This is a genomic window from Paenibacillus sp. ACRSA (assembly GCF_022346845.1).
GTDB lineage: Bacteria > Bacillota > Bacilli > Paenibacillales > Paenibacillaceae > Paenibacillus.
Genome location: NZ_JAKRNP010000002.1, coordinates 524049 through 547988, shown reverse-complemented (window position 1 = coordinate 547988; position 23940 = coordinate 524049). Strand labels below are relative to the sequence as shown.

The window sequence follows — 23940 nt, the reverse complement described above, 5'->3', positions numbered from 1 at the left end:
CACGTACTATTAAGGAGGTCTTCTCTTCGTGAATGTGTTATATCAGCGTTCTCCAAGAATGACGCCGGTTCTTAAGGAAGATAAGCTCGAAATTTTGAGGCCTCCTGCTGAACCTAGCAAACCTACATTCTCGATCATATCCATCGTTATTCCCATTATGATGACGATGGTGAGCATCGGCTTCTATGTATATATTAATCTAACAGGTAAATTTAGTAACCCTAGCTTTATGATGTTTCAGATGATGACCGTTATGATGATGTTAACATCGTATACTATTCCATTCTTTGTATATTTAAGTAACAAGAAGAATTATCGCAAAAAGATTGAAGAACGTAAGGCGATGTACCGTGCTCAGTTGGACAAGCATCGTGAAGAGCTGAAGGAAGCTCAAGCGGAACAAGTGAAGAGTTTGTATGAAATTCATGGCGATCCGGGTGTTTGTCTACAAGTTGTAAAGAACAGAAACAGTTCCTTGTGGGAACGTTCGCCAGAAGATGATGACTTTATGCAGGTGCGGATTGGTACAGGAGAAATTCCTTTTCGGATTAAGCTTCAGGTTCCACGTCCAGATGGATATGAAAAGGATGAATTAATAGAGGCTGCTCATGAGCTTGCTTCTGAATTTGAGACTGTACCCGATGCATCAATCACCCTACCGTTATTCCAATCGAAAGTCATGGGGTTGGTAGGGAATCGTGAGGAAGTGCTGACTTCACTGCGTGTGATCGTTTCACAGCTTACCGTGCGCCATTCACCAGATGAGCTCAAAATCGCTGCTTTTTATGAAGAAAAAGAAAGCAAGGAATGGGAATGGTTGCGCTGGCTTCCCCATATTTGGGATGAAGATCAGGGACAGCGATATATGGCCGACAGGCACAGCAGTGCGCATCAATTGGCGGACAGCTTGTTTTCCGTGTTAAACCGGCGGCGGAACAACAAGGAGGATCGTTACAAAAAAACGGTACAAACGCCTTGTTATGTGGTCATTTTGTCGGAAACACAATTAATTGAAGAAGAGCCACTGTTGCCGCTTCTGTTGGAATCGGCGCAAGAGATCGATGTGTGCACGATTATATTAGCCAATCGGAAGGAATCTCTTCCGATGCACTGTCAGCTTATTATGGAAGCTTCCAAAGGCAAGGGTGTATATATCAAAAAAACGGAAGATGCCGATGTCGTTCAGCAAACGTACACACCAGACGTAATCTCTAAAGAATCTGCAGAGGCGTTATCGCGTTACATGTCTCCGATCCGTTTGAAGCGTTCTTCCGCTTCGGATATTCCACAGGTGCTTCCATTGTTCGATATGTTAAGCACATCACGCGTGGAGGATCTGGATGTTGTATCACGCTGGAACCAAACTCGATATCCAGATACGCTGCCTGTCCCTATGGGTGTGCGTGCGGGTGGCAAGAAAATAGCCATTAACCTGCATGACAAAATTGAACGTCAGGGGCATGGACCGCATGGTCTAATTGCAGGAACGACCGGATCAGGGAAAAGTGAAGTCATTCAGTCCATAGTTGCATCGCTTGCGGCTGAATTTCACCCGCACGACCTTGCTTTTATGTTGATTGACTATAAGGGTGGCGGGATGTCCAATACGTTTGTTGGCTTACCACACGTCGTGGGCACAATTACCAATCTAGATGGAAATCTGATTGAACGTGCGAATATTTCACTTCGAGCCGAGCTGGTTAGAAGACAGAAAATATTAAATGATGCAGGCAACCTGCAGCATATCGATGAATATTACAAAATTCTACGCTCAAGGCATGAACAGCCATTGCCCCATCTCGTTATTATCATCGATGAATTTGCACAGTTGAAACGCGATCAGCCAGAATTCATGGATGAATTGATTAGTATTGCAGCTATTGGCCGGACACTCGGAGTGCATCTGATCTTGGCAACGCAGAAGCCGGCTGGTGTTGTCGATGATAAAATCTGGAGTAACTCCCGTTTCCGTATCTGTCTTCGCGTTCAAAGTGAAGGAGACAGTCGAGATATGATTAAGATTCCAAATGCGGCATGGATTACGAAGCCGGGTCGAGGGTATTTCCAAGTCGGCAGTGATGAAGTATTTGAAGAGATGCAGTTTGCTTGGAGCGGTGCACCTTATAATCAGCAAGAAGATAAAACCTCCGTTTTGCCCGTCATGGAAGTACGTTTGAATGGGAAGCGGGAGCCTCTGCTGACTGGTGAACGCAGAGCTGTGCTCAAAGGAGACGATGTCCCTAAACAGCTTCAGGTCTTTATCGATTATGTTGCTCAAGCCGCGGAAGAAGCTGGAATTGATCGACTGCCAGGACCTTGGTTGCCACCATTGCCTGAAACATTGGAATGGGATAGCCTTAACGACTGGCAGGAAGAAAAGAATAGGGAAGTGTTGCTTGATGGTGGTGCTAGTGGGTTGAAACCACTCGTTGGCTTGCTCGATGATCTACCGAACCAACGCCAAGAGCCTCTTGCACTTCCGATTGATCAAGGCCATCTCGTCGTATACGGCATGCCAGGACTGGGCAAAACGACATTTGTGCAAACCATGCTCATGTCACTTGCTAGATCTGAACGTACAGAATCATGGCATGGATACATTATTGATATGGGTCGCATGATGAAGGACTTTGCTGGTCTTCCACAGGTCGGTGGTGTGATGATGGCCGAAGAGGAGGATCGGGTCAAACGACTGTTCCGATATATATTGAAATTGTCTGCACAGCGTAAAGACATCATCTCAGAAGCTGGTGTCAAAACGATCTCGGCTTACCGTCGGACAGCTCACGAAGCTGTGCCTCAGATCATCGTTGTGATTGACGGATATCTTTCTTTCCGAAATGCTTATCCTGATGAAAATGAATTGTTAGAGACGATTCTTCGTGAAGGTGGAAGTCTAGGCATCACTTTTGTACTCACGGCTAATCGAGTCACTGATATTTTCGAGAAATTTAGGAGTAACATTCCAAATGCAGTATCTTTTGAATTATCTGATCCGAGTGACTATTATTATGCAGTCGGAAGACCTTCTAAAGCGCCAAGTCAGCTTCCGCCAGGAAGAGGGCTCGTGAAGGGACAAGTTCCACCACTGATGTTCCAGGCAGCCTTACCGTCGTCAGGTGCAGATGAAGGGAAACGTTCATCTGAGCTGCGCCGCACGATTGCTGAGATTAGAGGAGCGTGGACAGGAGAGCAAGCACCTCAGATTGCTCCACTTCCGGAAGAAGTGAAACTGAAAGATGTTCTTATTCGAACAGGTACGTATGGTCAAGTGAATGAGTCCTCTGTAACGGTTCCTGTAGGATTGCTCACAGATGATTTGGAGCCATTCCTTTTGAACCTGCGTGAGGGACCACACTTTATGGTAACGAGTCCGATGGAAGGCGGAAAAACAACATTTTTGTTGACTTGGATGTTATCTTTGGCGTATCATGCTTCTCCAGAAGTAGTACAAATATACACCGTGGATATGCGCTATGGTTCTGGCGGACTGGGTGAGATCAGCAGTTTGCCCCATGTCCGAGGACACGTATCACGGGAAGATCAGCTTGCGCCAGTGATCCAACAGTTGTACGATGAAGTACTGAAGCGAGGCGAGATTGCCGGTGGTCCGGAAATCGTGCTCACCATTGATGATGCAGAAACATTATCCAAACAATTAAATGATTTCAACGTGAAGGATCAATTAGGTGTAATTGTTCGTCAAGGTAGGGATCGGGGAATTCATGTTATCTTGTCAGGTGTTCCTGCTGACTTCCCGACCTTTGGATCTGATTGGGTAAGTGATGTAAAAGCTTCCCAAAGCGGATTGTTGTTCGGGACTTTAGACCCTAACGATCTCTCGTTCTTTCGTATTCCTTATTCCGAGTCTGGAGGCAGTTCGGCTGGGCTGAAGGTACTGCCACCAGGTCAAGGTTATTATGTAAAACGTAAATATTCCAGGGTTAAAGGTGCAGTTCCATGTGATGACAACTGGAAAATGAATGATTGGATTTTTGAAATTCGTGACCGATGGCATGTTGTAGTTTGAGGGGAGGTGGCTCATAATGTTGACGGTTCATGATTCCAAGCAAAAGGTAGTCACTTTGCAAATAAAAGAACTTTTTTTTCTGGCTGGTATTCTAGGCTCAGACCGATTGCTTGGCGTTGAAGATCCTTTCCGCGGGTATATGGCGGAAGACATTGCTTTGGAGTGGGAGCGCGTCAAAACCTCCTTGCTCGACAAAGGATATCTAATACAGGATCAGAACAGCAATGAACTGATCATGACACCGACCGTATTCTCCAGAGTGGCCATTGCCGGATTGTCTGACAGAGCTTGTTGGATTCGCTACACGTCGAGGGGCAAGTCCTGTGAAAGTTATATTCATTGCACGGACGAGCGCGTCGTCGAAGTGTCACGCGTTGTGGACGAACCGGAATCATTTCGGTTATCGGATCTGGGGAATGTTCGTGAAGCTATTGATTGTCTGATCGAAAGAATGAAGTGGAGTGGCCATTCTCCTGATGAGAAGCCAGCTCTTATGTGCTCTAAGAAAAAATTCTATGAAGTCTTGAATGAGTTAAATGGCAAGGAAGTTCAGGCAGTGGCAGATGAGCTAGCGCAGGAGACGAATGATTCGGATGGATCACTTGCCCTGGCACGCTGTTTGGTAAACAAGGAATCAGATGGAGAGCTGCGTTTGCTTGTGTGGAACGGAGAAGAATGGAATTCACAGTCAGCGGCGTTTACCGTTAGCTCGATTTCGAATTGGTTATTCCGTATGAGCACAGCCGCTTCAGATGATTGGCTTGTTGCAGCACTGACGACTAGAGAACAGTTTCACGAGATGCTGCTGGACTGGCTTAAACAGCCTGCAGGGGAAGAGGAAAGGTGATGGTAAATGCGCATTCGTGTGGAACCGGATGTGCTTCGGGCACTGAGCAGGCAGATTCAGTATGCGGCGGAGCAAATACAGCAAAAGATGACAGTATTGGATCAGGCAATTCATTCGTTAGACTGGGAAGTTGAATCTCGTGCTGCTGTGATGAGTGAATGGAACCACAGTAAGCGGGTCGGCGAAGATGCAGTGCGTCGTTTCCTGGACTTGAGCGTGCAATTGGGACGCAAGGCCGTGGTATTCCAACAGGTTGATATGGAGTATCGCACGGTGCTGGGTCATGTGAACACAACTTACAGCAATGCGGTTAATATGCTCCATGTGCTTGAGAACAATCATGCAGGAGAGATCTTACCCGATCATTCCGCAACTACTGCTATTGTATCCGATCCCCTTTCCGCGGTGGCGGCAGTGTATCGTGTACAGGATACCGCTCCACCAGCTGGTTCCCCAGCGACATTAATTCAGGCTATGCAGCCTGAACCTGTAGCATGGAGATTCACAGATCCTTCCTTTCGAGGAAGGAGAGGAACCGAACCTGTTGTTTCTTAGGCTTGTAGGATAGAGAGTCCCGAGAACAGCACAGTAGAAAGTGAATTGTTTATGTAAATAGTCTGTTAGGGGAAGTTTCATTGCCTGAAAATGGGGTAAATAGGAGTAGGTCCTTCGGCTTTTGTCCGATCGATCCTGGTATAGTACAATTTGAACAAGCAAAAATTTAATTGCACAAACCAAGGAGGAATTTACACATGGCAGGACGTATTTTAGTTACCCCAGAACAGCTTGATCAGGTTTCCAATCAATTTAAACAAAGCGGTGAGCAAAGTCAGCAAATCGTATCTACATTGACTCAATCCATCACTAGCATGGAAGGACAATGGGAAGGTATGACGAAGCAACGCTTCTTCCAAGAATTCCAAGAAGCAAGCAAACAAATGCAATCTTTCGTTCAAACGCTTAATAGCATTAGTGCGGAACTGACAGCTATTGCTAACAAATTCCGTACGGCTGACCAAACTCGCTAATCTGCTATACATAGATCAGGCCGAAATGTTGTCTGAGTTCGCCCTGAATATATGCAGGCAGCTAGTTGAAGATGTGAAACTGCAACAAAAACCGGGCGTTTTACGACACCCGGTTTTTGTTGCACTATGACAGTAATGATAGAGAGAGGGATGAGCATGTCTTTTCAACCGAATCCCGGGGATGAAGTTGTAATCAATGATATAGCCTATACGATTGGACAGCATCCTGCTGCGCCAGGTTTGGCTTATGCACAAGCCGGAAGGCAAGGGATTGTCTACCAATTGATTCCCCGTAATGGTTCTATACATGGGGCCAAAGCACTAAAAGTGTTTTTTCCAAAATTCCGTATTCCAGCTATGGTCTATCAGTCTGAGCATATGGAGCCTTATAGTGAACTGCCAGGTTTGCAAGTATGCAAGCGTGATGTGCTCACTCCGGAAAGAAACGGAGCGCTCATTGGAGAACATCCTGATTTGTTGTATGCGGTATTAATGCCGTGGGTGCAAGGTCTGACCTGGTTTGATGTAATCAGTGATCAGAAACAGCTAACCGCAGAAGAAAGTCTGAAGTTAGCGAGAGCACTAGCAGGAACAGGTTCGGCCATGGAGCAGCGTGGGCTTGCTCATTGCGATTTGTCCGCACCCAATGTGATGATTCCGTTTTTTTCCGAAGTGGAAAACCTGGGAGGATCAGCCGTTGAGCTTGTTGACGTAGAACAGATGTACAGTTCCAAGATGGATCGTCCGGATGCGCTCTTAGCAGGTTCACCTGGTTATGCAGCACATCGGACAGTGCATAGTGGATTGTGGAGTTCGTATGCGGATCGTTTTGCTGGAGCTGTTATTATTGCAGAGATGCTAAGCTGGTCTGATCCGATGATCGTCGAGAAGGCATGGGGCGAAAGTTATTTTGATCAACATGAGATGCAGACAGTCAGTGAGCGTTATTACGCTATGCGAGACTCATTGAATAAGCGCTGGGGCTCCAAAATGGCGGATTTATTCGTCAGAGCATGGGAAAGTCATGATCTTAGCAGTTGTCCCACATTCGGAGAATGGTATGTCGCACTGGCTGCTCTAGACGCAAACCAAGTACCTGCTATACCTACCGGTACGGAGGAAGATGTTGCTGATCAATCTCATTTGCCAAATGATCAAGAGACAACAGTGGCAGGTGGCATAAGTGGAACATTGGCATCTGACGGAGGCTCTGACCAAAATTCAGAAGCATCGACTCCGCCACCTGGTCAAGAAGCAGTGGTTCAACGTTTATTTCTTCAGGCACGAGCATTAGAAGAAGAGGGTAAGCCTGCGGCTGCACTTGAGGTGTATCGTTCATTGCACCACTTTATACCGAACAACAGTGCTATGCAGATCGAGGTTGCGGCAGCCATCAAAGAGTTGGATGAACGTATGAATCCTAAGGATGACGAAGGACAGCCTGTTCGGCTCCCTTTTTATAGATCCAAAAAATTCATGATTTCTTCGGCTGTGCTCATTGTATTGCTGGCGGGCTCTGTACCAACGGTCAAAATATTGGCTGATCAAGCAGAGGTAAAACAACAGGAGCAACAGGAGGCAGCTAGACTCGCAGAGATTAAGGCGGCGGAAGAAGCCGAGGCAGCAAAGGCTGCAGCGCTCAAGCAACAGGAAGAAGAGAAAAAACAACAAGAAGCTGCTGCAGCAAAACTAGCAGCTGATGAGAAGAAAAAGCAGGAGGAAGCAGAGAAGCAACTTGCTGAGGCCAAGAAGAAGGAAGAAGAGCGTAAGGCGCTCCAAGCCAAGTATGATAAACAGGCCAAGTACGAAGCGTATCTTGCGAAGCAGGAGCAACAGAAAAAAGAAGCTGAACGTAAGGCACAGCAGGAGAAATATGATAAACAAGCGAAATATGAGGCTTATCTAGTTTGGAAAAAAGAGCAGGAGGCTCTGGCTGCCAAGCAAGAAGCTGCACGTAAAGCCGCAGCTGAAGCTCAGCGCAAACAGGAGGCTGCCCAAAAAGCTGCGCTTAAGAAAAAGCGTGCTCAGAACGTAGTCACACTGATTGCACACTACAACAAAGCGTATAACGCACAAATTGGTAAAAAGACGGATAATGCTCTATCATATGCTCGGGATTTCAAAAATCTCTATAATACCGATGCTGCCTACTTCAAAGGGGTAGGTAAAGTGGCAGCGCGAATGAGCGCGATTAACAAGTTCCTCAGCAACAGCGATTATAAGCTACCGAACCTGTAATTATAAATGTGAACAACGACGGAGGTGACCTCATCCCAGATGAACTATACAATTCAAGCATCCCAGCGCACACCTGCATTGATTATCTATTTAATTGATATTAGCGCCTCCATGAACATGGTTCTGGAAAATCGTAGACGGATTGATGTGGTCTATGATGCATTGGCTCTGGCCATCCGCCAAATGGTCTTTCGTTCGACCAAAGGCAATCGATTGACACCTCGTTACCGTATTGCGATCCTTGCGTACAGTGATGATGTGTATGACTTGCTTAACGGTATTAAAGGCATCGACGAAATCGCTGCCGTTGGTTCGTTGCCTGACCTTACACCTAAGCGGTTCTCGGATTCGGCCAAAGCTTTTCTACAAGCGGAGAAGATTCTTCAGGCTGAGATTCCTAATATGCAGGACTGTCCAGCGCCGCTCGTTTGCCATATGACAGATGGCGTGGCGACAGGTGAAGATCCCGAGCCGATCGCTAAACGAATCATGGGCATGAGTGTTCCAGATGGCAATGTGTTGGTGGAGAATATTTTCATTTCCGATCACTTGCTGGAAACTCCGATCTCGGAGCCAAGACGTTGGAAAGGAATTTCTTCAGAAACAGTACTGCAGGATGAACATGGGGAGAAGCTACGGAATATGTCTTCCGTGTTGCCAGAGAGTTACCGTGAGATGCTAGTTGAAGCCGATTACCTGCTTGCCCCTGGTGCGTTGATGATGCTTCCAGGTACGTGTGCAGAACTGGTATCCATCGGCTTTCAGATGTCCGCTGCTACGCCTGTTAGATAGGAGGGGGTTTCATTTGAGGACGATGCGTTTGGCCACACTGCCCGAAGGAGATCAGAGAGTGCAAGCGAAGCAGAGGCGCGGCGACTTTCGTTATGTGAGTGTTCAGACGGGAGAACAGCCGTTAACCCGATATCAAGGTGTTCTTCAATGCCGTTATGGATATGGGAGAGCGGCTGAAACCGTGAATCAAGGAGATACAGGTCAAGATTTTGCTGCTGTTCGGTTGAACGGCAATGTATGTAACTTTGTTTTATGCGATGGCGTGGGTATGAGTTATCTAGGTGATTTTGCTGCAAGGTTTCTAGGTAATTCGCTGCTCGATTGGCTGGAAACCACATCCGTGCCAAGTGCAGAGGGGATCGAGAAGCTTCTTCAAGATCTCACGATCCCTGCATCGGAGCAGTTAGAGAAACTGCAGCCCTTAGATAATTCGCCATTGCTTCTACGTGAAGTGTTAATGGAGAAACGAAGTAGGGGTAGTCAGGCCATGTATGTGTGTGGTCAAATCATACTGTCTGGTGCTTCCAGAAGGAGTCGTGTCTGGATTGCCTGGCAAGGGGATTCGCGTATTCGTCTGTGGCGAAACGGACAAGAGCAATCGGCTACTTTTCAGAAATACTGCCGTACCAATGAACGGTGGTCTACACGTGAAGGGACTGTTGGCGGCAAACCGCATATTTTCGAGGCCAAGATGTCTGGGAGTGAAAATGTTCGCCTACAGCTCTATACGGACGGTCTAAACGATCTAGATGCGATACAAGCCTATATTCCGGATGAGCAAATTCAAGTGTTGCTTGATTCCAGGCATACCGGAGGGCTTGAAGATGATGCCGCTTTCATAGAACTAGAATGGTAATAAGATGAATGAATGAAGAAGGATCGCTGTGTAACACGATTTTCTTCTGCATGTTGATCTGTAAAAAAATAGGTCATGCTTGATTTAAAAGACGCTCTTTTTGGGTAATCTTGTGAAGAATATGCTTCATGATCATTATGAAGCAACACGTACATTCTTACATAATTGCTGAGAAAAGGGAGTGGAATAGATAATGACACAACATAACGGTAAATCACGCTTCGCCGGCAAGGTCGCCATTATTACGGGAGCAGGCTCTGGGATTGGAAAAGCTACAGCACTTAAGCTTGCTAGCGAAGGGGCTCACGTTGCCTTATTTGATCTAGTGAATGATCGTATTTCGAAGACAGAAGATGAGATTAATTCAGTCTACAAAGGTGCAGCGCGAGCATTCGATGTCGATATTTCGGACGCATCCCGTGTGGAAAAGGCTGTTCTGGAGACCGTTGAATTATTTGGAGGTCTGGATATCGTATTTGCCAACGCTGGCATTAACGGTGTATCTGCACCCATTGAAGAAATTCAGGTTGAGGATTGGAAACAGATCATTACAACGAATCTGGATGGCACCTTCTTCACGATCAAATATGCATTACCACATCTGAAGAAACGTAGCGGAGGCAGCATTATTATTACGAGTTCCATTAATGGGAATCAGCGTTTCTCAAGCTTCGGCATGTCGGCTTATAGTACGTCCAAAGCGGGACAAGTGGCTTTTGCCAAGATGGCTGCCTTGGAACTTGCTAAATTCAAAATTCGTGTAAATGTCATTTGCCCGGGTGCAATTGCAACCAATATTGATCAAAGTACGGTCAAAACAGATGATTTGCAACAGATTGTCATTCCTATTGAGTTCCCAGAAGGACAACAGCCACTTGCAGATGGACCGGGTCAGCCGGAACATGTTGCCGATCTGGTCGCTTTCTTAGCTTCATCGGAATCAAAGCATATTACAGGTGCAGAGATTGTGATCGATGGTGCGGAATCATTGCTCAGCTAACAAAATCATTTTGGGTGAGCAATGGATGTAATCAATCGTTAAAGTTAAACACGGTTTGTATTGGGGTCGTTCCTTGGGAACGGCTTTTTTTGTTATAATGCGACTATGTATGTTTAGGTGAGACATATTTACAAGGATATTTATGAGGGATTTTAATGAGGGATAACTCTAAGAATATTTTAATGTTTAAAATAAAAATTATCTATATATCCAGTTAAGTTAAGTGGATATAATAAGAGAATTTAATAAGAGACATGTAGCTTACTACAAATAAGTTAATCTCCTCGATTAATAGTAAGAGAACTTACTAAAGTGATATCAGACAGATTCATAGGAGCAAAAGAGCAGGACATCAAGTGGGAGCGATGATATGAAGATAGAATTACCGATACAACAGATTATTCCTGAACTGAAGCAGCGATTGCGGGAACAGGATACGGCTGTTTTGATCGCAGAACCGGGAGCAGGTAAGACGACAGTTGTTCCGCTCGAACTAATGTGTGAGCCTTGGGTTAATGATCGGAAAATATTGATGTTGGAGCCTCGCCGTCTGGCAGCTCGATCCGCGGCAGCTCGGATGGCGGCTTCTCTCGGGGAAAACGTGGGGGAGACCGTTGGATATCGGGTGCGCATGGATACACGAGTAAGTCAGACTACTCGCATTGAGGTTGTAACAGAAGGTGTATTAACGCGTATGTTACAGCAGGATCAGGGGTTAGAGGATACAGCGATGATTATTTTCGATGAGTTCCATGAGCGGCATTTACATGGGGATCTGGGTCTTGCACTGGCATTGGAATCTAGAGCGATGCTGCGTCCTGATCTGAAGTTACTTGTGATGTCGGCTACGCTTGACCCGGTTCCTATCTGTACATTGCTTGGTGAAGGGACGAGCTGGTTGGATTGTCCTGGACGTACTTTTCCAGTGGAAACGCGTTACGTCCATAGGCCAGCTTCTGCGCAGCTTGAGGAATTCGTTGCGCGTGCGACAGCTAATGCTGTAGCTGACCAACAAGAAGGTGACATTCTGGTCTTTCTTCCAGGAGCGAGAGAAATTCATCGAACTGCACGAGCGCTCGAAAGTATGATGCTTCCTGCTCATGTGTTAGTTCAATCGTTATATGGCAGTATGCCATTAGAACGACAGGATGAAGCGATACGCCCTGCACCGCAGGGCATGCGCAAGGTTGTGTTATCCACTTCCATAGCTGAATCAAGTCTTACGATTGCAGGCATTAAAGTGGTTGTGGATGCCGGGCTTAGCCGGGCATCCACATTTTCGGCACGCACGGGAATGAGCCGTCTTATGACAATGCCGGTATCTAAGGCATCGGCAGATCAACGGCGGGGGCGTGCAGGGCGAACTGCCCCAGGGGTATGTTACCGGCTATGGAGCGAGGAGGCTCATGGTGCGTTGCCTGAGGCAGCGCGCCCAGAGATTACCTCCGCGGATCTTGCGCCGCTGGCGCTGGAGCTTGCCGCCTGGGGAGTCCAGTCCCCTGCAGAGCTGCAGTGGCTGGACATCCCGCCTGCCGCGGCCTACGGCCAGGCACAGGCGCTGCTGCGCCAGCTGGGCGGCCTGGATGACGCAGGCCGCATCACGCCCTTTGGGCGGCGGATGAACACCCTGGGTGTTCATCCACGACTGGCCAGCATGCTGCTCCGCGCAGCGGAGCTTGGGCTGGCCAGCTACGCCAGCATGCTGGCAGCGCTGCTGCAGGAGCCCGCGGGCCTGCGCAGCAGCGGTAGTGCAAGCGTGGGCACAGATCTGCGCCCGCGCGTAGAAGCGCTGCTGACGGCTGACAGCAGCGGTATGCCGCAGGCGGCAGCGTCTGTCGCAGACGCGGCTGCCTTGCGGCGCATGCTCCAAGAGAGCCGCCAGCTACGCTCGGCGCTCGACCCGGCGCAGCATTCGCTCCGGCCGGATGAGGACAGTTGCGGATTGCTACTGTCCTTTGCCTACCCGGACCGGATCGGGCAGCGCCGGGAGGATGGCCGCTATCTGCTGAGCAGCGGCCGGGGTGTACGGCTTGCAGCGACAGAATCGCTGAGCCGTTCAGCTTGGCTGGTCGCAGCGGAGGCAGACGACCAGGGTGCGGATGCACGCATCCTGTTAGCTGCGCCAGTGCCGGAACAGCTCTTGCTGGATCATGCGACACATTTGCTGCATGAGGAAGATCGAATCGTGTGGGATCGCAGCACACGAAGTGTAAGAGCACACCGCTCCCTCCGTATTGGGGCAATTGTTGTAAAGGAGGGTGGCATTGCTCATCCTGCGGAAGATCAGGTCATGGAGGCGATGATCAGTGGCATTCGTCTGGAAGGGTTAGCTTGTCTACCTTGGAATAAATCGTCTCGGCAGTTAGTAGATCGATTACGCTTTTTGCATACCCATTTACCCGTTTGGCCTGAACTGTCTGCTGACGAACTAACTCCTGATTTTGAAGCACGGCTACGCCCCTTTTTGAGTGGAATGCGATCTGTCGCTGATCTCAAAAAGTTGTCGCTCCAAGATGTATTGCTAAGTGAACTGAGTTGGGAGCAGCGTCAGCAATTGGATCAAGAGGCTCCAACGCACATTCAGGTTCCAAGTGGCTCCCGAATTCCGATTGATTATAGTCGTCCTGATGACCCTACCCTGTCAGTTAGACTACAGGAGATGTTTGGACAACAGGAGACACCACGTATCGGTGGTGGACGTGTACCTGTTACTGTGCATTTACTCTCACCAGCGCAGAGACCTGTACAAGTGACAAGGGATCTGGCGAATTTCTGGCGTGAGACTTATTTCGAAGTAAAAAAGGATCTCAAAGGTCGTTACCCGAAGCATTATTGGCCAGACAACCCGTTAGAAGCAATGGCTACTAATCGAGCAAAACCTCGGGGTAGTTAAACGTACAGCATCTCACTGGATGAGCAGTGGATAAAACTGTTTTTTTATCATATGAACACATATTATTTTGGACGGAAACGTTTGAAAGAAATGAAGGCGGGTAATAACATAGCGAACCACTCAAACCAATGAGGAGGGATTCACTATGCAGAAAAAAATCGTAGGTGTTTTTGATACAGAACGTGAGGCATCGCAGGCTATTGAGAGTCTGAAAGCTCAAGGATTCAGTTCAGATGAGATTTCCGTCGTTACACAGGATCGGGATGATCTGAAAGCCATTCGTGAAGAGACTGGCACTAAAGCACCGGAAGGTGTAGCTGCAGGAGCTGCGACAGGTGGCGTACTCGGTGGTGTCGCTGGATTGCTCGCAGGTATTGGAGCGCTCGCCATACCAGGGATTGGACCAATACTGGCAGCGGGGCCAATTGCGGCGGCATTTACGGGTGCGGCTGTTGGTGCAGGAGCCGGCGGGCTTGTAGGTGGACTTGTCGGACTGGGTATTCCAGAAGAAGACGCCAAACAATACGAGGAATATGTGCAAGGTGGCAAAATCCTGCTTCTCGTTGACTCGTCGGATCGAGACGAGCATGTCTATGACGTATTCAGTAACCACAGCCAGTTGAACCGCGACAGATACAGTGCGGATCGAACGGATGTGCCTGCTGAACGAGCAGATCTTGATATGGAAGAGCGTAGACTCGAAGCTCAGACGAAGGCAGCACGCTTTGGCAATAATACATTCCTGTAAGAGGTTGCTTTGAATCTATCATTCATAACGACTTCTAAGATTCATAAGATAGGCATTAGCCGGTTTCCCTCAAGGAAGCCGGCTTTTGAACCTGTATAGGGAATGCAGTGTCTGCAATGGAGGTTGTGAACACTATTCACTAGGGAATAACAATACATACAATAGAACGGCCAAAGCGAGTCCTATGACGAGTATGGTAATGGTTAAGAATTGAATTAAGTGCGTAGTAGCTTGGAACGTTTGTTGATTTATTTGTTTGCATTTGCGATGATAGGAGCTTGCTGAAGTGAGAATAATGAGAATACCGCTCACCAGAGACGTCACTCCTGTAATAATTGCGGCAATATGAGCGACCTGATCATAGAGGGATGAGCTGAAGCCGAATCCAGCAGCAAGAAAACCTATACCGACCAAGGCAATCCCAGTCCGCACCCAAGCTAGAAAAGTCCGTTCATTCGCTAGATGCTGCTGTACATATTTCGAATCAATTGTAGTTTGTTCTTCCTTAGATTCCATGATGTGAATCACCCCGATTGGCAGAAAATGTGTACTGGCATATTGTACTTATTTTTTACCGTAAAACCAAGAAAGGCGGCTGAACGTTATGCCTCGAAAAGAACGAATTGTGGAAATTGAATCCCTTCGGGGGATGGCTTTTGCGGCCGTTGTGTTACAACACTCGATTGCACACTTTTCAATTGTGCCAGAAACCAAGCTTGAGGATGGCGTATTATTAGCAATCCTATTAATGCTTACGAAGTTCGCAGTGCCTTTATTTATTTTTATTACAGGCATGGTGCTCTTCTATAACACAGGCGATCAGCTGAATTACGGTCGTTTTATGCATAAACGATTAACGGATGTGATCATCCCTTACGTCATTTGGACACTCATTTATTTTGTCCTTACGCCAAATGGAATTAGAGGAATCGCGTGGCAGGAGCTACCGGAGCTGGGGTTGAAATTGCTAACAGGAAAAACGACCTCTCATTTCTGGTACATTATTATGCTGATTCAATTCTATGTGCTGTTCCCACTATTCCTCCGCTCCATTCGTTACGTATACAAACGTTTTGGAGCGAGGGGACGGGGGATAGTGTTACTTATTACCGGCGTGGTATATCTTATCCTTACTGATCAGCTTGGCAACATAGCTGCTTTCATGGAGAGACTGCACATTCCTGTATTGACTGAAGCGTTTACGACCTATGCAGACCGAAATTTCTTATATTTCTTTTTCTATTTTGTACTAGGTGCGGTGGCTGGAATCTCAGTGCAACACTGGAATATGTGGATATCACGGTTACGCTGGGTGTACTGGACCGTGTTTATTGTACTCGGATTACGGTTTACATATTTATTAATGCTGGAATATCAAAAACCGGAAGGCATTCGTATCACTTTTTACACCGTGAGTCTAATCAGACCTGACATGGCAATATTCCTCATTGCTTCGATAATGGTAATGTATCAACTGGCGGGCAAACTGCGGAATCCTTTTGCTGTTCGGTGGCTTGGATGGATTGGTGGAGTTTCCTACGGTGGTTATCTGATGCACATGCTTATGCTACGATACAGCTACATTCCGGATGAACTACTATATGTTGCTTGGGGGATCAACCCGACCATTCGTATGATACTTACATGGATTCTTGCACTGGCGTTATCTTGTGTACTGACATGGCTTATTTCGCGAATCCGTTGGGGGAAATGGATCGTCGGCACTGTGCCAGGTGGTAAGAGTAATATCCGAATAAAGCAACATATGAAAAATTCATAACAATTTCAATTAGACTAAACCGTGGAGATTTCAAGTGAGCGCTCTGTACCATATTTGAATTTTTTGGATTTTCCACCATCGGTTTAGGAGATCCAGGTTTTAGGTATATTAAAATCAAAATTTTAAAAATTCAACACCTGAAAAATTCACATAAAAAACCTTTCCTTCTACCCGCTGCCCTCTCTATTTCTTCATGATTCGTTCTTCCAGCGATCGTTAGACAAAGGGAGGATCGAATAAGGTCCAACAGGATAGAAGAGACGAGAAAAACGGAGAGAGATGGCAGAAACCGAACATAAGTTTTATAATACAAAGAGAAAGGTTAATGGATAGGAGGGGGAACCAACGTGGCTTTTATGATTGCACAACGAGCATTTATCAAACTTTATCTAATAACGATGGTAGAGCAGCATAGAGGATATGGGTATGAAATGTTAGAGGAAATGAAGCAAGAATTCAAGGATTATGGTTATGTACCGCCTCAGAGCGAGATATACCGGGCACTACATGAGCTGGTACAGCAGGGAATCTTTTATCGAACGAAAAAGCTCAAGGGCAACGATCCCAAAGTCGACTTTCAAGAGATTGTCTTGTATCACTTTACAGATGACGGAGCAGAAAAGGCCGAGTTGTACAAAAAACAGGTCAAAACAGACTTGGATCGGTGTCTCGGCATGCTCCATAAGGCAGAGCAGGATAACTACGGTACGAAAGGAAGATAAGCATGAGCAGACTATTACAGTGGGGCATTCTGGGTACCTCGACGATTGCAAGACATGCGGTTATACCGGCAATACAGCAGTCTGAGCGTGGCGAAGTGCTTGCCATTGCTAGTCGTAGTAAGGAGAAGGCTGAGGCCATTGCAGAGGAATTGGACATTCCTAGATCCTACGGTAGTTACGAAGAGCTTATCGCAGACCCTGAGATTGAAGCAGTGTACATTCCTCTGCCGAATCATATGCATAAGGAATGGACAATCCGAGCAGCCCAAGCTGGAAAGCACGTTCTATGTGAGAAACCTGCAGCATTGAATGCGGATGAAAGCTCCGAAATGATACAAATATGCAAAGAGTATGGCGTTATCTTCGCTGAAGCGATTATGTATCGTTATCATCCTAAGCACAGACGGGTAGAGGAGATCATTGCCAGTGGTGAGATTGGAACCGTTCGAGCCATTCATGGTAATTTTACGTGCAATACCGCAGATGATAAGGAAAATGTGAGATTCAAACGTGAAATGGGCGGCGGATCATTGTTTGATTTAGGGGTATACCCAATCTCCGCAGCACGTATGTATCTTGGGCAGGAACCAGAGGCGGTTACGGTGCATGCTCTATTTTCCGAAGAACATGATGGTGTAGATATGATGGCCTCAGGTTTAATTGAGTTTCCTGGAGGTGTAGCCTTAACCTTTGATTGTGGAATGTGGGCTTCTGGTCGAGCTGAAATGGAGATTCTCGGTACAGAAGGGCGTATTGAACTACCGAAGGTGTTTGGCTGGGAGAACAGTGATATTCCACCACAGATCATTGTGCATACCGATTCCATAAGTCGTGAAGAACGTGTATCCGTCTCTAATTCGTTTGTTCTGCAAGCAGAGACGTTTGCTTCGGCTGTGCTTGAGGGTACGCCGTTACCTTTTGAACCTGAAAATACAGTGAATAATATGCGTGTCATTGATGCTTGTCTGGAATCGGCAAGAACACGTCAGCGGATAGTGATTAACAAAGCGTAGATTTCCATACCACTTACTACCTTTGCGTCATTAACCTGGCACTACCATATAGCTTATAACAGGCTCCATCCTTCGGGATGAGGGTCTTTTTTGTATGTTTATTAACGACTAGTTGTAGAGAAGTAAAAGGGAATTATTATTGGTGAAAAGCAGTGTAAACAAAACGTTCTAAAAAACAACGATAAAATTATTTTCACGAAGGGGTTGTTTTTCGTTGAAGATTCGTTAAAATAATATTAACATTAAAAATATTTTAACGTTGAAAGGCGGACTAACAATGAGTGAAGGTGTAGTGGTACGCAAGCAGGGAATTGGAGAATTGTTACGTATCAGACCGTACGTGCAGTTTATGCTAGGCAAGGTTATAGCAAGGTTTGGTGATTCGATTGACTCAATTGCTTATAGTTGGATGGTGTATATCTTAACGGGTTCGAAGTTGCTAATGGGGACACTGCTCGCGGTTAATTTTTTGCCTAATATTCTGCTGGGTCTGTTCGCAGGAGCACTGGTTGACCGAATGTCGCCCAAAAAAGTGATTGTATTCACCAATGCAGGGCGTGGATTACTCGTTGGTATCACAGCATTGTTGTTCGGTTTGGGTCAATTGCATGTATGGCATCTGTTCGTTGTAACCATCTTGATTTCACTCCTAGAGTGCTTCACTTCGCCTGCAGAGATATCCAGTGTACCGCGGTTATTACCTCAATCCATGTTGCTTTCCGGTAATGCGATGTCGTCTTCAGCGTCAAGAGTGGCGGAGCTTGCAGGACTTGCGTTGGCGGGGGCGCTCATTGCAACAGCAGGCATTGCATGGACTATTTTTATCGATGCTGTATTGTTCGCCTTAAGCGCAATATGCATGAGTCGTGTTGTTTATCCAACCAGTCATTCACATTCTACCCATGAAAATCTAGCTATACATGATGATGCCGTGAATCAATCTACAATCACCAAAAGTATATTTTCTGAAATGATGGATGCCTTTCTTTTTGTTCGTAAACATGTCCTTCTGCTCATCGTCTCCATCTTGTTTGCCTTCGTCAATTTCTGCCTTATGCCCTTCAATGTTCTTCGAACGCCGTATGTCATGGAGACACTCCAGGCAGGAGCGGGCGGATTGAGTCTGCTTAGTGGACTGATGGTAGGGGGGATGGTGCTTAGTGGACTATGGATGTCACATGCAGGAGCGAATTATCGCAAAAGCATGCTGGTCATTAGCGGCATTGTCATGCTCGGTCTTAGTTATGCATTAACTGCACTGCCTGCCTATATGTCGGACTTCCAATTGCCTGCTGCTGCCGCATGCTGCTTGCTGATGGGATTCGGGATCCCACTCGCGACGACACCACTGGCCTCTTATCTGATGGAGGTTACCCCTTCCGAGATGCTCGGTAGAGTATCAGCTCTTCAAAGTATGTTATGTCTCAGTGTTGTTCCGCTTGGTAGTTTAGTTGCTGGAGCGCTGGCAGAGTGGATTGCATTGCCTGTACTGTTCATCGTATTTGGTCTGCTGCTTGCGTTGTCTGTTATTATGATTCTATTTAGCAAAAGTTTTCGGCAGATGTCGTGAATGAATGACATGATTCCCAAAGTCTAAGTTGTGAAAGTTCACATTCGTTCTACTAAACAAAGCTAAGAAGTCTTTGACCCTTTCATATTCTGGAGCATTTTGACCAAAGTCCTGTTGGAACGGTATAATATAGAGATAAGCCCGGAAATGAGGATATAAGGGATGCAGCACATTGTACTTTCAACAATAGAAGAGATCAAAGTGTATTCTGATCCGTACCGTATACAGATCATGAACACATTTCGTAAACAGGGAAGACCCTCCACGGTGAAAGAAGTAGCGGACTTGATGGGAGAAGTGCCTGCCAAGGTACACTATCATGTGAAAAAGCTGGAGAAGATTGGACTGCTTACCCTCGTCTCCACACGCGAAATCAATGGGATTATTGCCAAATACTACGAGCCTTTTGAAGGCGAGATTCATCTTCATCATGAAGATGAAGGGGATTCACCACTCAAGCAGGTCTTTCAATCGGAAACGCTGAAGTTATTAAATGAAATGTATGAGCAGAGTCGTGAGAGGTTCATGAAACAGGCTAATCAAGGTGATCGTATGTTCATCTCTGACATGACCTTATATGCAACGAATGAAGAAGCAGAGCAGCTCTTTAAGGATATTACGAAGTTATGCGAGCCTTATTTTACAAATGATAAGAAACAAGATGCTCAAGAAGAGTTTCGGTTATTCTCCAGTTTGTCCAAACAATTGGAGGATGAGCCGGATTCAAAGACCGAAGTAAAGCCGTCTAAGAAAAGGAAGTCCAGTTCTAAGCCGAAGTCATGATCAGGTTCAGTCTTAGAGGAATTGGATTCGTCCAGACCTCCTGATTAACCAACCGTAATGTCATCTGAAGATGAGCAATGGGTATTATAAGACAAGTGGATGTGAACGTAGAAAAAAGCCGCCAATGGCGGCTTTTTCATGCGTGCTGAGAACAATCGCTGAACGCAAGGAAGGTATCGCTGACCAATAGATCAGTTAACCAATTCCATGTAGAGAATTATGATTGAAAACTACATGTTCTCATCATAATCTCTTACTTCTCGTTTGGCAGCTGTTGCTGGAGAGTTGGACGTGCCATACTCACTGACCGCTTCCCAAGCGTCTGCATGATCGAATTTACCAGCATTGCGCTGTCTGACCTCACCAGCACCAGTTGGAGGCATGGTCATCACTTCTTCCTCGACAGGGCGATCGTTGCTTAGATCACGCTGCGGGGTATCGTCGATACAGTAGGCGGTGTAGGGAATGGCTTCCAGTCGTTCAAAGGGTATATCCTTACCACAGGTGATACAGGTTCCATAAGAACCATCTTCAATTCGTTCCAACGCCTCGTTCACCTGATCAAATTCATCGCTCAAGGTATCATCTACGGCGAGATCCCGGCTACGCTCAAACGTTTCTGTACCTGCATCCGCTGGATGGTTATCGTATGATGACAGCTCACCGGTTGAATCTTTGAGAGATTCTGCTGGAGCTCCATCTTCCATGCTGGATTCAAAATGGCGCTGTAAGTTTTCACGTTGCTCCAAAAGAGCATCCTTTAATTGGTGAAGTTGATCTTTCGTTAATGTACTCATATCGACTTGCTCCTTTCCCGTAATGGGTGTGTAGTCAGTCCTTACCCGATTTTAACGAGGAGCAATCATGTTTTGCTTGAAATAGAGGCTACGCTGGTTTCATATCTGAACGATAATGTGTTATAAAAAATAGAGAGAGAAATGCTGCAGACCTATAAAATTAATATGGAAGTTGCTGCGCATTTGATATAATGGAGGTTGTCATTATGGATGAACATATGAAACGAAGATTGGATAAACAAAGACAATTGTTCAAGCAACTTGGCGTGCAGCTCGATGCATTGTCAATTCATGAGAAACAATTTAACTATAAACTTCGTGGATATGACCCTGACGAGGTTGATGCATACCTAGACTTGGTGATCAAAGACTATGAGCGTTTCTACGCCAACATAGCGGATCTAATGGATAAGTGGCAGGAACAGCAGATCGTCATCCGGGATCTGAAGTCGACGGCCAAGCCCGTAGATGATCCAACGAAGATTGACCGTAAACAACTAGATGATATCGTGAAGCAACTTGAATATAGTGTACGGCAGCTCAAAATCAGGGCACGTCCTGAACAGAACCTATTTCCTGAATAAATAAACAGCGAGTTGCTCTTCTAAATTGTGATGGATTGAACAAGCATCTGAAATTAATGTTTGGAAATGTTAATAATAAAAGTGCGTGTTCAAAAAGGACGGTTTTCAGTACCGAGAAGATGGGATGAAGCTAGAAATGGAGTAGCGGAGCGTAGGATAAACTACGTGAGCAACTACATTGTTTCCGAAGGAAACAACCTTCGTGAGCGTCTACTTATTTCGGCTGAGTTCCATATTCTGACGCTGAGATGCCAACAGGCATCCCTCGTAATCAAAAGCGGTTTTTTTGAACAACCTCTAAAAGGTGGTTAATCATGAGTACTCATTTTTCGGTCAGTGTGCATTGCTTGTTACTGTTGTCCTTGGATGCCCCTGAACGAATCACTTCTGCAGAGATTGCAGGTAGTATTAATACGAACCCTGTCGTCGTTAGACGGATTCTAGGTGGGCTGAAAAAGGCAGGTCTTGTGGATTCATCTCCAGGAACAAGAGGATTCTATCTAGCGAAACCTTCCAGTGAAATTACGTTAGCCATGATCTACGAAGCTGCTAAGGATGAAGGGCCTCTCTTTCCGATTCACGGCAATTGCAATCCAGACTGTAATGTAGGTTTACGGATCGATGGATTGCTGAACAATCTATATAAGGTAGCTGAAGAGAAGGTACAGCAGTTTTTTGCATCAATTACCCTTGAAGATATGGAACGCTCTTGTTTGGAAATGGACGAGGTTTCAACGCCGGCGCAATGATGGAAACCCATTCTAAGTACAGAGATAGGAAGGTGTGCAGTAACATGAAAATTATCGTGGTCTCGGATACGCACTTACCCAGAAGAGCACGTGAATTGCCTGAGCCTCTAGTACAAGAGCTGTCTGATGCTGATCTTATTTTGCATGCAGGCGATTGGTCTGACTGGAGTGTGTATAAACTGCTAAGCAACTATGCGCCAGTAGCTGGCGTTACAGGCAATACGGATCCTCCTGAAGTTGCGGATAAGCTTGGATTTTCTCGTATTGTCGAGGCAGATGGTCTTCGGATTGGGCTCGTGCACGGTCATCAGGGCTCAATGTCGACAGAACAAAATGCAATTCAGACCTTTGCTGGACAGCAAGTGGATGCTATCGTATATGGACACTCCCATATCCCGGTTATGCATACGGTAGATGACGTGTTGGTGTTCAACCCTGGTTCACCTACGGATCGACGTTTTCAGAAGCAGTATTCGTTTGGCATTATGAAAACACATCTTGGCAAGTTACAGGCAGAGCATGTATTTTTTGATCGGAAGTAAGTGAGCTGTGAGATGAGTTAGTTCACATTCCAATGCTGTGCATAGATTAAAGTGCTGACTTTCTCTTGAGAGAATGTCAGCACTTTTTTTTGTTTTTATTTTGAAAATCTGCTCTACGGATTTCTAAATTCTATGCCTTTTATATAAATTGATATACTCATACACATGATCAATGAGAAACGGGATGGTACGATTTTTTATTACATATCTGTGCTCCTCTTCAATGGTACCAACGTATTGAGCATATGCATCTTGAATCGCAAGTTTTCCTAGTTCTCCATGGACACATTTGTTTCTAATCTCTCGCAAAATCTCTGAATCCTTATACCATGCATCTGTGACAATATCCTCGCTATGCAATCTTTCGATGATTCTTGCTATAGTTATTTTCTCATTTTGTTCGCGCAATCGGATCATGCTCTCATATAACGTATAGATGTAGATATAAATTGAGTTATTATGTATTTCTTCTGGAGAAAGTGACGCTTCCTCATTCATAATTCGATCTATAGTTTGTTTGCTTTCATTCATTCTGTTAATGATTTGAGTTGGAACCTACCAAACTCGTTTATTTTCCTAGCATATTCATTAATCTTCTCATCATCTAGCAAATCTTGCTCATGATCCTTTTTAAGGTTGGCTATTAATTGATCGTGATTCTCCACCGTTATTGTTGCTGATTCTGCCATTGAAGTTAGTGAATCCATCGTTTCTATCATTTCTTTGTGACGTGATTGATTGAATTTCTTCATATACCGCTCTACAGCTTCAATTTGTTTTGTAATCGTTTTTGATTTTTCGTTAAATTCAGATAATAGCAATCCATGTGCCTCCATTTCAATGATGTAATTACTACATCGTGAGATAATTTAAAGTTTTTCAAGCCTCTATATTGTATCAGCTCCGCATGAGAAATCCACGCTCACTTCTTTCTTGATAACAAAGTGTTATCTCTGAATGGGGAAAAT

At 45.8% G+C, this 23940-nt stretch carries 21 protein-coding genes; 18 read left to right on the top strand and 3 right to left on the bottom strand.

Annotated features, from left to right (window positions below; genetic code table 11):
- The first annotated feature begins 28 nt into the window (after positions 1 to 28).
- From essC to MH215_RS07350, 10 genes are all read left to right on the top strand, one after another.
- On the top strand, positions 29 to 4030 hold the full coding sequence (gene essC / locus MH215_RS07395) for a type VII secretion protein EssC (protein ID WP_239289426.1): 4002 nt from the start codon (positions 29 to 31) through the stop codon (positions 4028 to 4030).
- A gap of 16 nt (positions 4031 to 4046) precedes the next feature.
- Positions 4047 to 4877, top strand: coding sequence for a hypothetical protein (locus tag MH215_RS07390; protein ID WP_239289425.1), 831 nt, complete (start codon positions 4047 to 4049; stop codon positions 4875 to 4877).
- 6 nt (positions 4878 to 4883) lie between these two features.
- Positions 4884 to 5432, top strand: coding sequence for a WXG100 family type VII secretion target (locus tag MH215_RS07385; protein WP_239289424.1), 549 nt, complete (start codon positions 4884 to 4886; stop codon positions 5430 to 5432).
- A 197-nt stretch (positions 5433 to 5629) separates the two neighbouring features.
- Positions 5630 to 5905 (top strand): WXG100 family type VII secretion target, encoded by a 276-nt coding sequence (locus tag MH215_RS07380; RefSeq protein WP_056700792.1) that lies wholly within the window; start codon positions 5630 to 5632, stop codon positions 5903 to 5905.
- A gap of 156 nt (positions 5906 to 6061) precedes the next feature.
- A complete protein-coding gene (locus MH215_RS07375; protein WP_239289423.1) occupies positions 6062 to 8143 on the top strand; it encodes a protein kinase family protein in 2082 nt (693 codons plus the stop codon).
- Between the two features lie 39 nt (positions 8144 to 8182).
- A complete protein-coding gene (locus MH215_RS07370) occupies positions 8183 to 8935 on the top strand; it encodes a vWA domain-containing protein (protein ID WP_056700796.1) in 753 nt (250 codons plus the stop codon).
- 22 nt (positions 8936 to 8957) lie between these two features.
- Complete coding sequence (locus MH215_RS07365; RefSeq protein ID WP_239289880.1) at positions 8958 to 9791, top strand: protein phosphatase 2C domain-containing protein; 834 nt, start codon at positions 8958 to 8960, stop codon at positions 9789 to 9791.
- A 193-nt stretch (positions 9792 to 9984) separates the two neighbouring features.
- On the top strand, positions 9985 to 10791 hold the full coding sequence (locus tag MH215_RS07360) for an SDR family oxidoreductase (RefSeq protein ID WP_056700798.1): 807 nt from the start codon (positions 9985 to 9987) through the stop codon (positions 10789 to 10791).
- Between the two features lie 370 nt (positions 10792 to 11161).
- Positions 11162 to 13684 (top strand): ATP-dependent helicase HrpB, encoded by a 2523-nt coding sequence (gene hrpB / locus MH215_RS07355; protein ID WP_239289422.1) that lies wholly within the window; start codon positions 11162 to 11164, stop codon positions 13682 to 13684.
- Positions 13685 to 13829: 145 nt separating this feature from the next.
- Entirely contained in the window at positions 13830 to 14432 is a 603-nt protein-coding gene (locus tag MH215_RS07350) for a general stress protein (protein ID WP_239289421.1), read from the top strand.
- A 132-nt stretch (positions 14433 to 14564) separates the two neighbouring features.
- Here MH215_RS07350 and MH215_RS07345 read toward each other — a convergent pair whose 3' ends face one another.
- Positions 14565 to 14948, bottom strand: a complete 384-nt coding sequence (locus MH215_RS07345; RefSeq protein WP_239289420.1) for a YidH family protein — start codon at positions 14946 to 14948, stop codon at positions 14565 to 14567.
- An 88-nt stretch (positions 14949 to 15036) separates the two neighbouring features.
- On the opposite strand from MH215_RS07345, the gene MH215_RS07340 reads away from it, so the two are divergent.
- The 5 genes from MH215_RS07340 (at position 15037) to MH215_RS07320 (ending at position 20300) form a co-directional block, all read left to right on the top strand.
- Positions 15037 to 16212, top strand: a complete 1176-nt coding sequence (locus tag MH215_RS07340; RefSeq protein ID WP_239289419.1) for an acyltransferase — start codon at positions 15037 to 15039, stop codon at positions 16210 to 16212.
- A gap of 347 nt (positions 16213 to 16559) precedes the next feature.
- Positions 16560 to 16934 carry a replication termination protein gene (locus MH215_RS07335; RefSeq protein WP_056700809.1) on the top strand — a complete coding sequence of 125 codons (375 nt, stop codon included), beginning with the start codon at positions 16560 to 16562 and terminating at the stop codon, positions 16932 to 16934.
- A gap of 2 nt (positions 16935 to 16936) precedes the next feature.
- Positions 16937 to 17947, top strand: a complete 1011-nt coding sequence (locus tag MH215_RS07330; protein ID WP_239289418.1) for a Gfo/Idh/MocA family protein — start codon at positions 16937 to 16939, stop codon at positions 17945 to 17947.
- A gap of 277 nt (positions 17948 to 18224) precedes the next feature.
- Positions 18225 to 19517, top strand: coding sequence for an MFS transporter (locus MH215_RS07325; RefSeq protein ID WP_239289417.1), 1293 nt, complete (start codon positions 18225 to 18227; stop codon positions 19515 to 19517).
- A 162-nt stretch (positions 19518 to 19679) separates the two neighbouring features.
- Positions 19680 to 20300 carry an ArsR/SmtB family transcription factor gene (locus MH215_RS07320; RefSeq protein WP_239289415.1) on the top strand — a complete coding sequence of 207 codons (621 nt, stop codon included), beginning with the start codon at positions 19680 to 19682 and terminating at the stop codon, positions 20298 to 20300.
- Positions 20301 to 20530: 230 nt separating this feature from the next.
- On the opposite strand, the gene MH215_RS07315 is transcribed toward MH215_RS07320, so the two are convergent.
- A complete protein-coding gene (locus MH215_RS07315) occupies positions 20531 to 21097 on the bottom strand; it encodes a TraR/DksA C4-type zinc finger protein (RefSeq protein ID WP_056700816.1) in 567 nt (188 codons plus the stop codon).
- A gap of 206 nt (positions 21098 to 21303) precedes the next feature.
- Between MH215_RS07315 and MH215_RS07310 the strand changes: the two genes are divergently transcribed.
- The 3 genes from MH215_RS07310 (at position 21304) to MH215_RS07300 (ending at position 22972) form a co-directional block, all read left to right on the top strand.
- Positions 21304 to 21681, top strand: a complete 378-nt coding sequence (locus MH215_RS07310) for a DivIVA domain-containing protein (protein ID WP_128101499.1) — start codon at positions 21304 to 21306, stop codon at positions 21679 to 21681.
- A gap of 314 nt (positions 21682 to 21995) precedes the next feature.
- Positions 21996 to 22430 (top strand): Rrf2 family transcriptional regulator, encoded by a 435-nt coding sequence (locus tag MH215_RS07305; protein WP_056700820.1) that lies wholly within the window; start codon positions 21996 to 21998, stop codon positions 22428 to 22430.
- Between the two features lie 44 nt (positions 22431 to 22474).
- The gene (locus MH215_RS07300; protein WP_239289413.1) at positions 22475 to 22972 is read left to right on the top strand and encodes a metallophosphoesterase family protein; all 498 of its coding nucleotides are present in this window, start codon (positions 22475 to 22477) and stop codon (positions 22970 to 22972) included.
- A 527-nt stretch (positions 22973 to 23499) separates the two neighbouring features.
- On the opposite strand, the gene MH215_RS07295 is transcribed toward MH215_RS07300, so the two are convergent.
- Positions 23500 to 23793 carry a hypothetical protein gene (locus tag MH215_RS07295; RefSeq protein ID WP_239289411.1) on the bottom strand — a complete coding sequence of 98 codons (294 nt, stop codon included), beginning with the start codon at positions 23791 to 23793 and terminating at the stop codon, positions 23500 to 23502.
- Positions 23794 to 23940 lie beyond the last annotated feature (147 nt).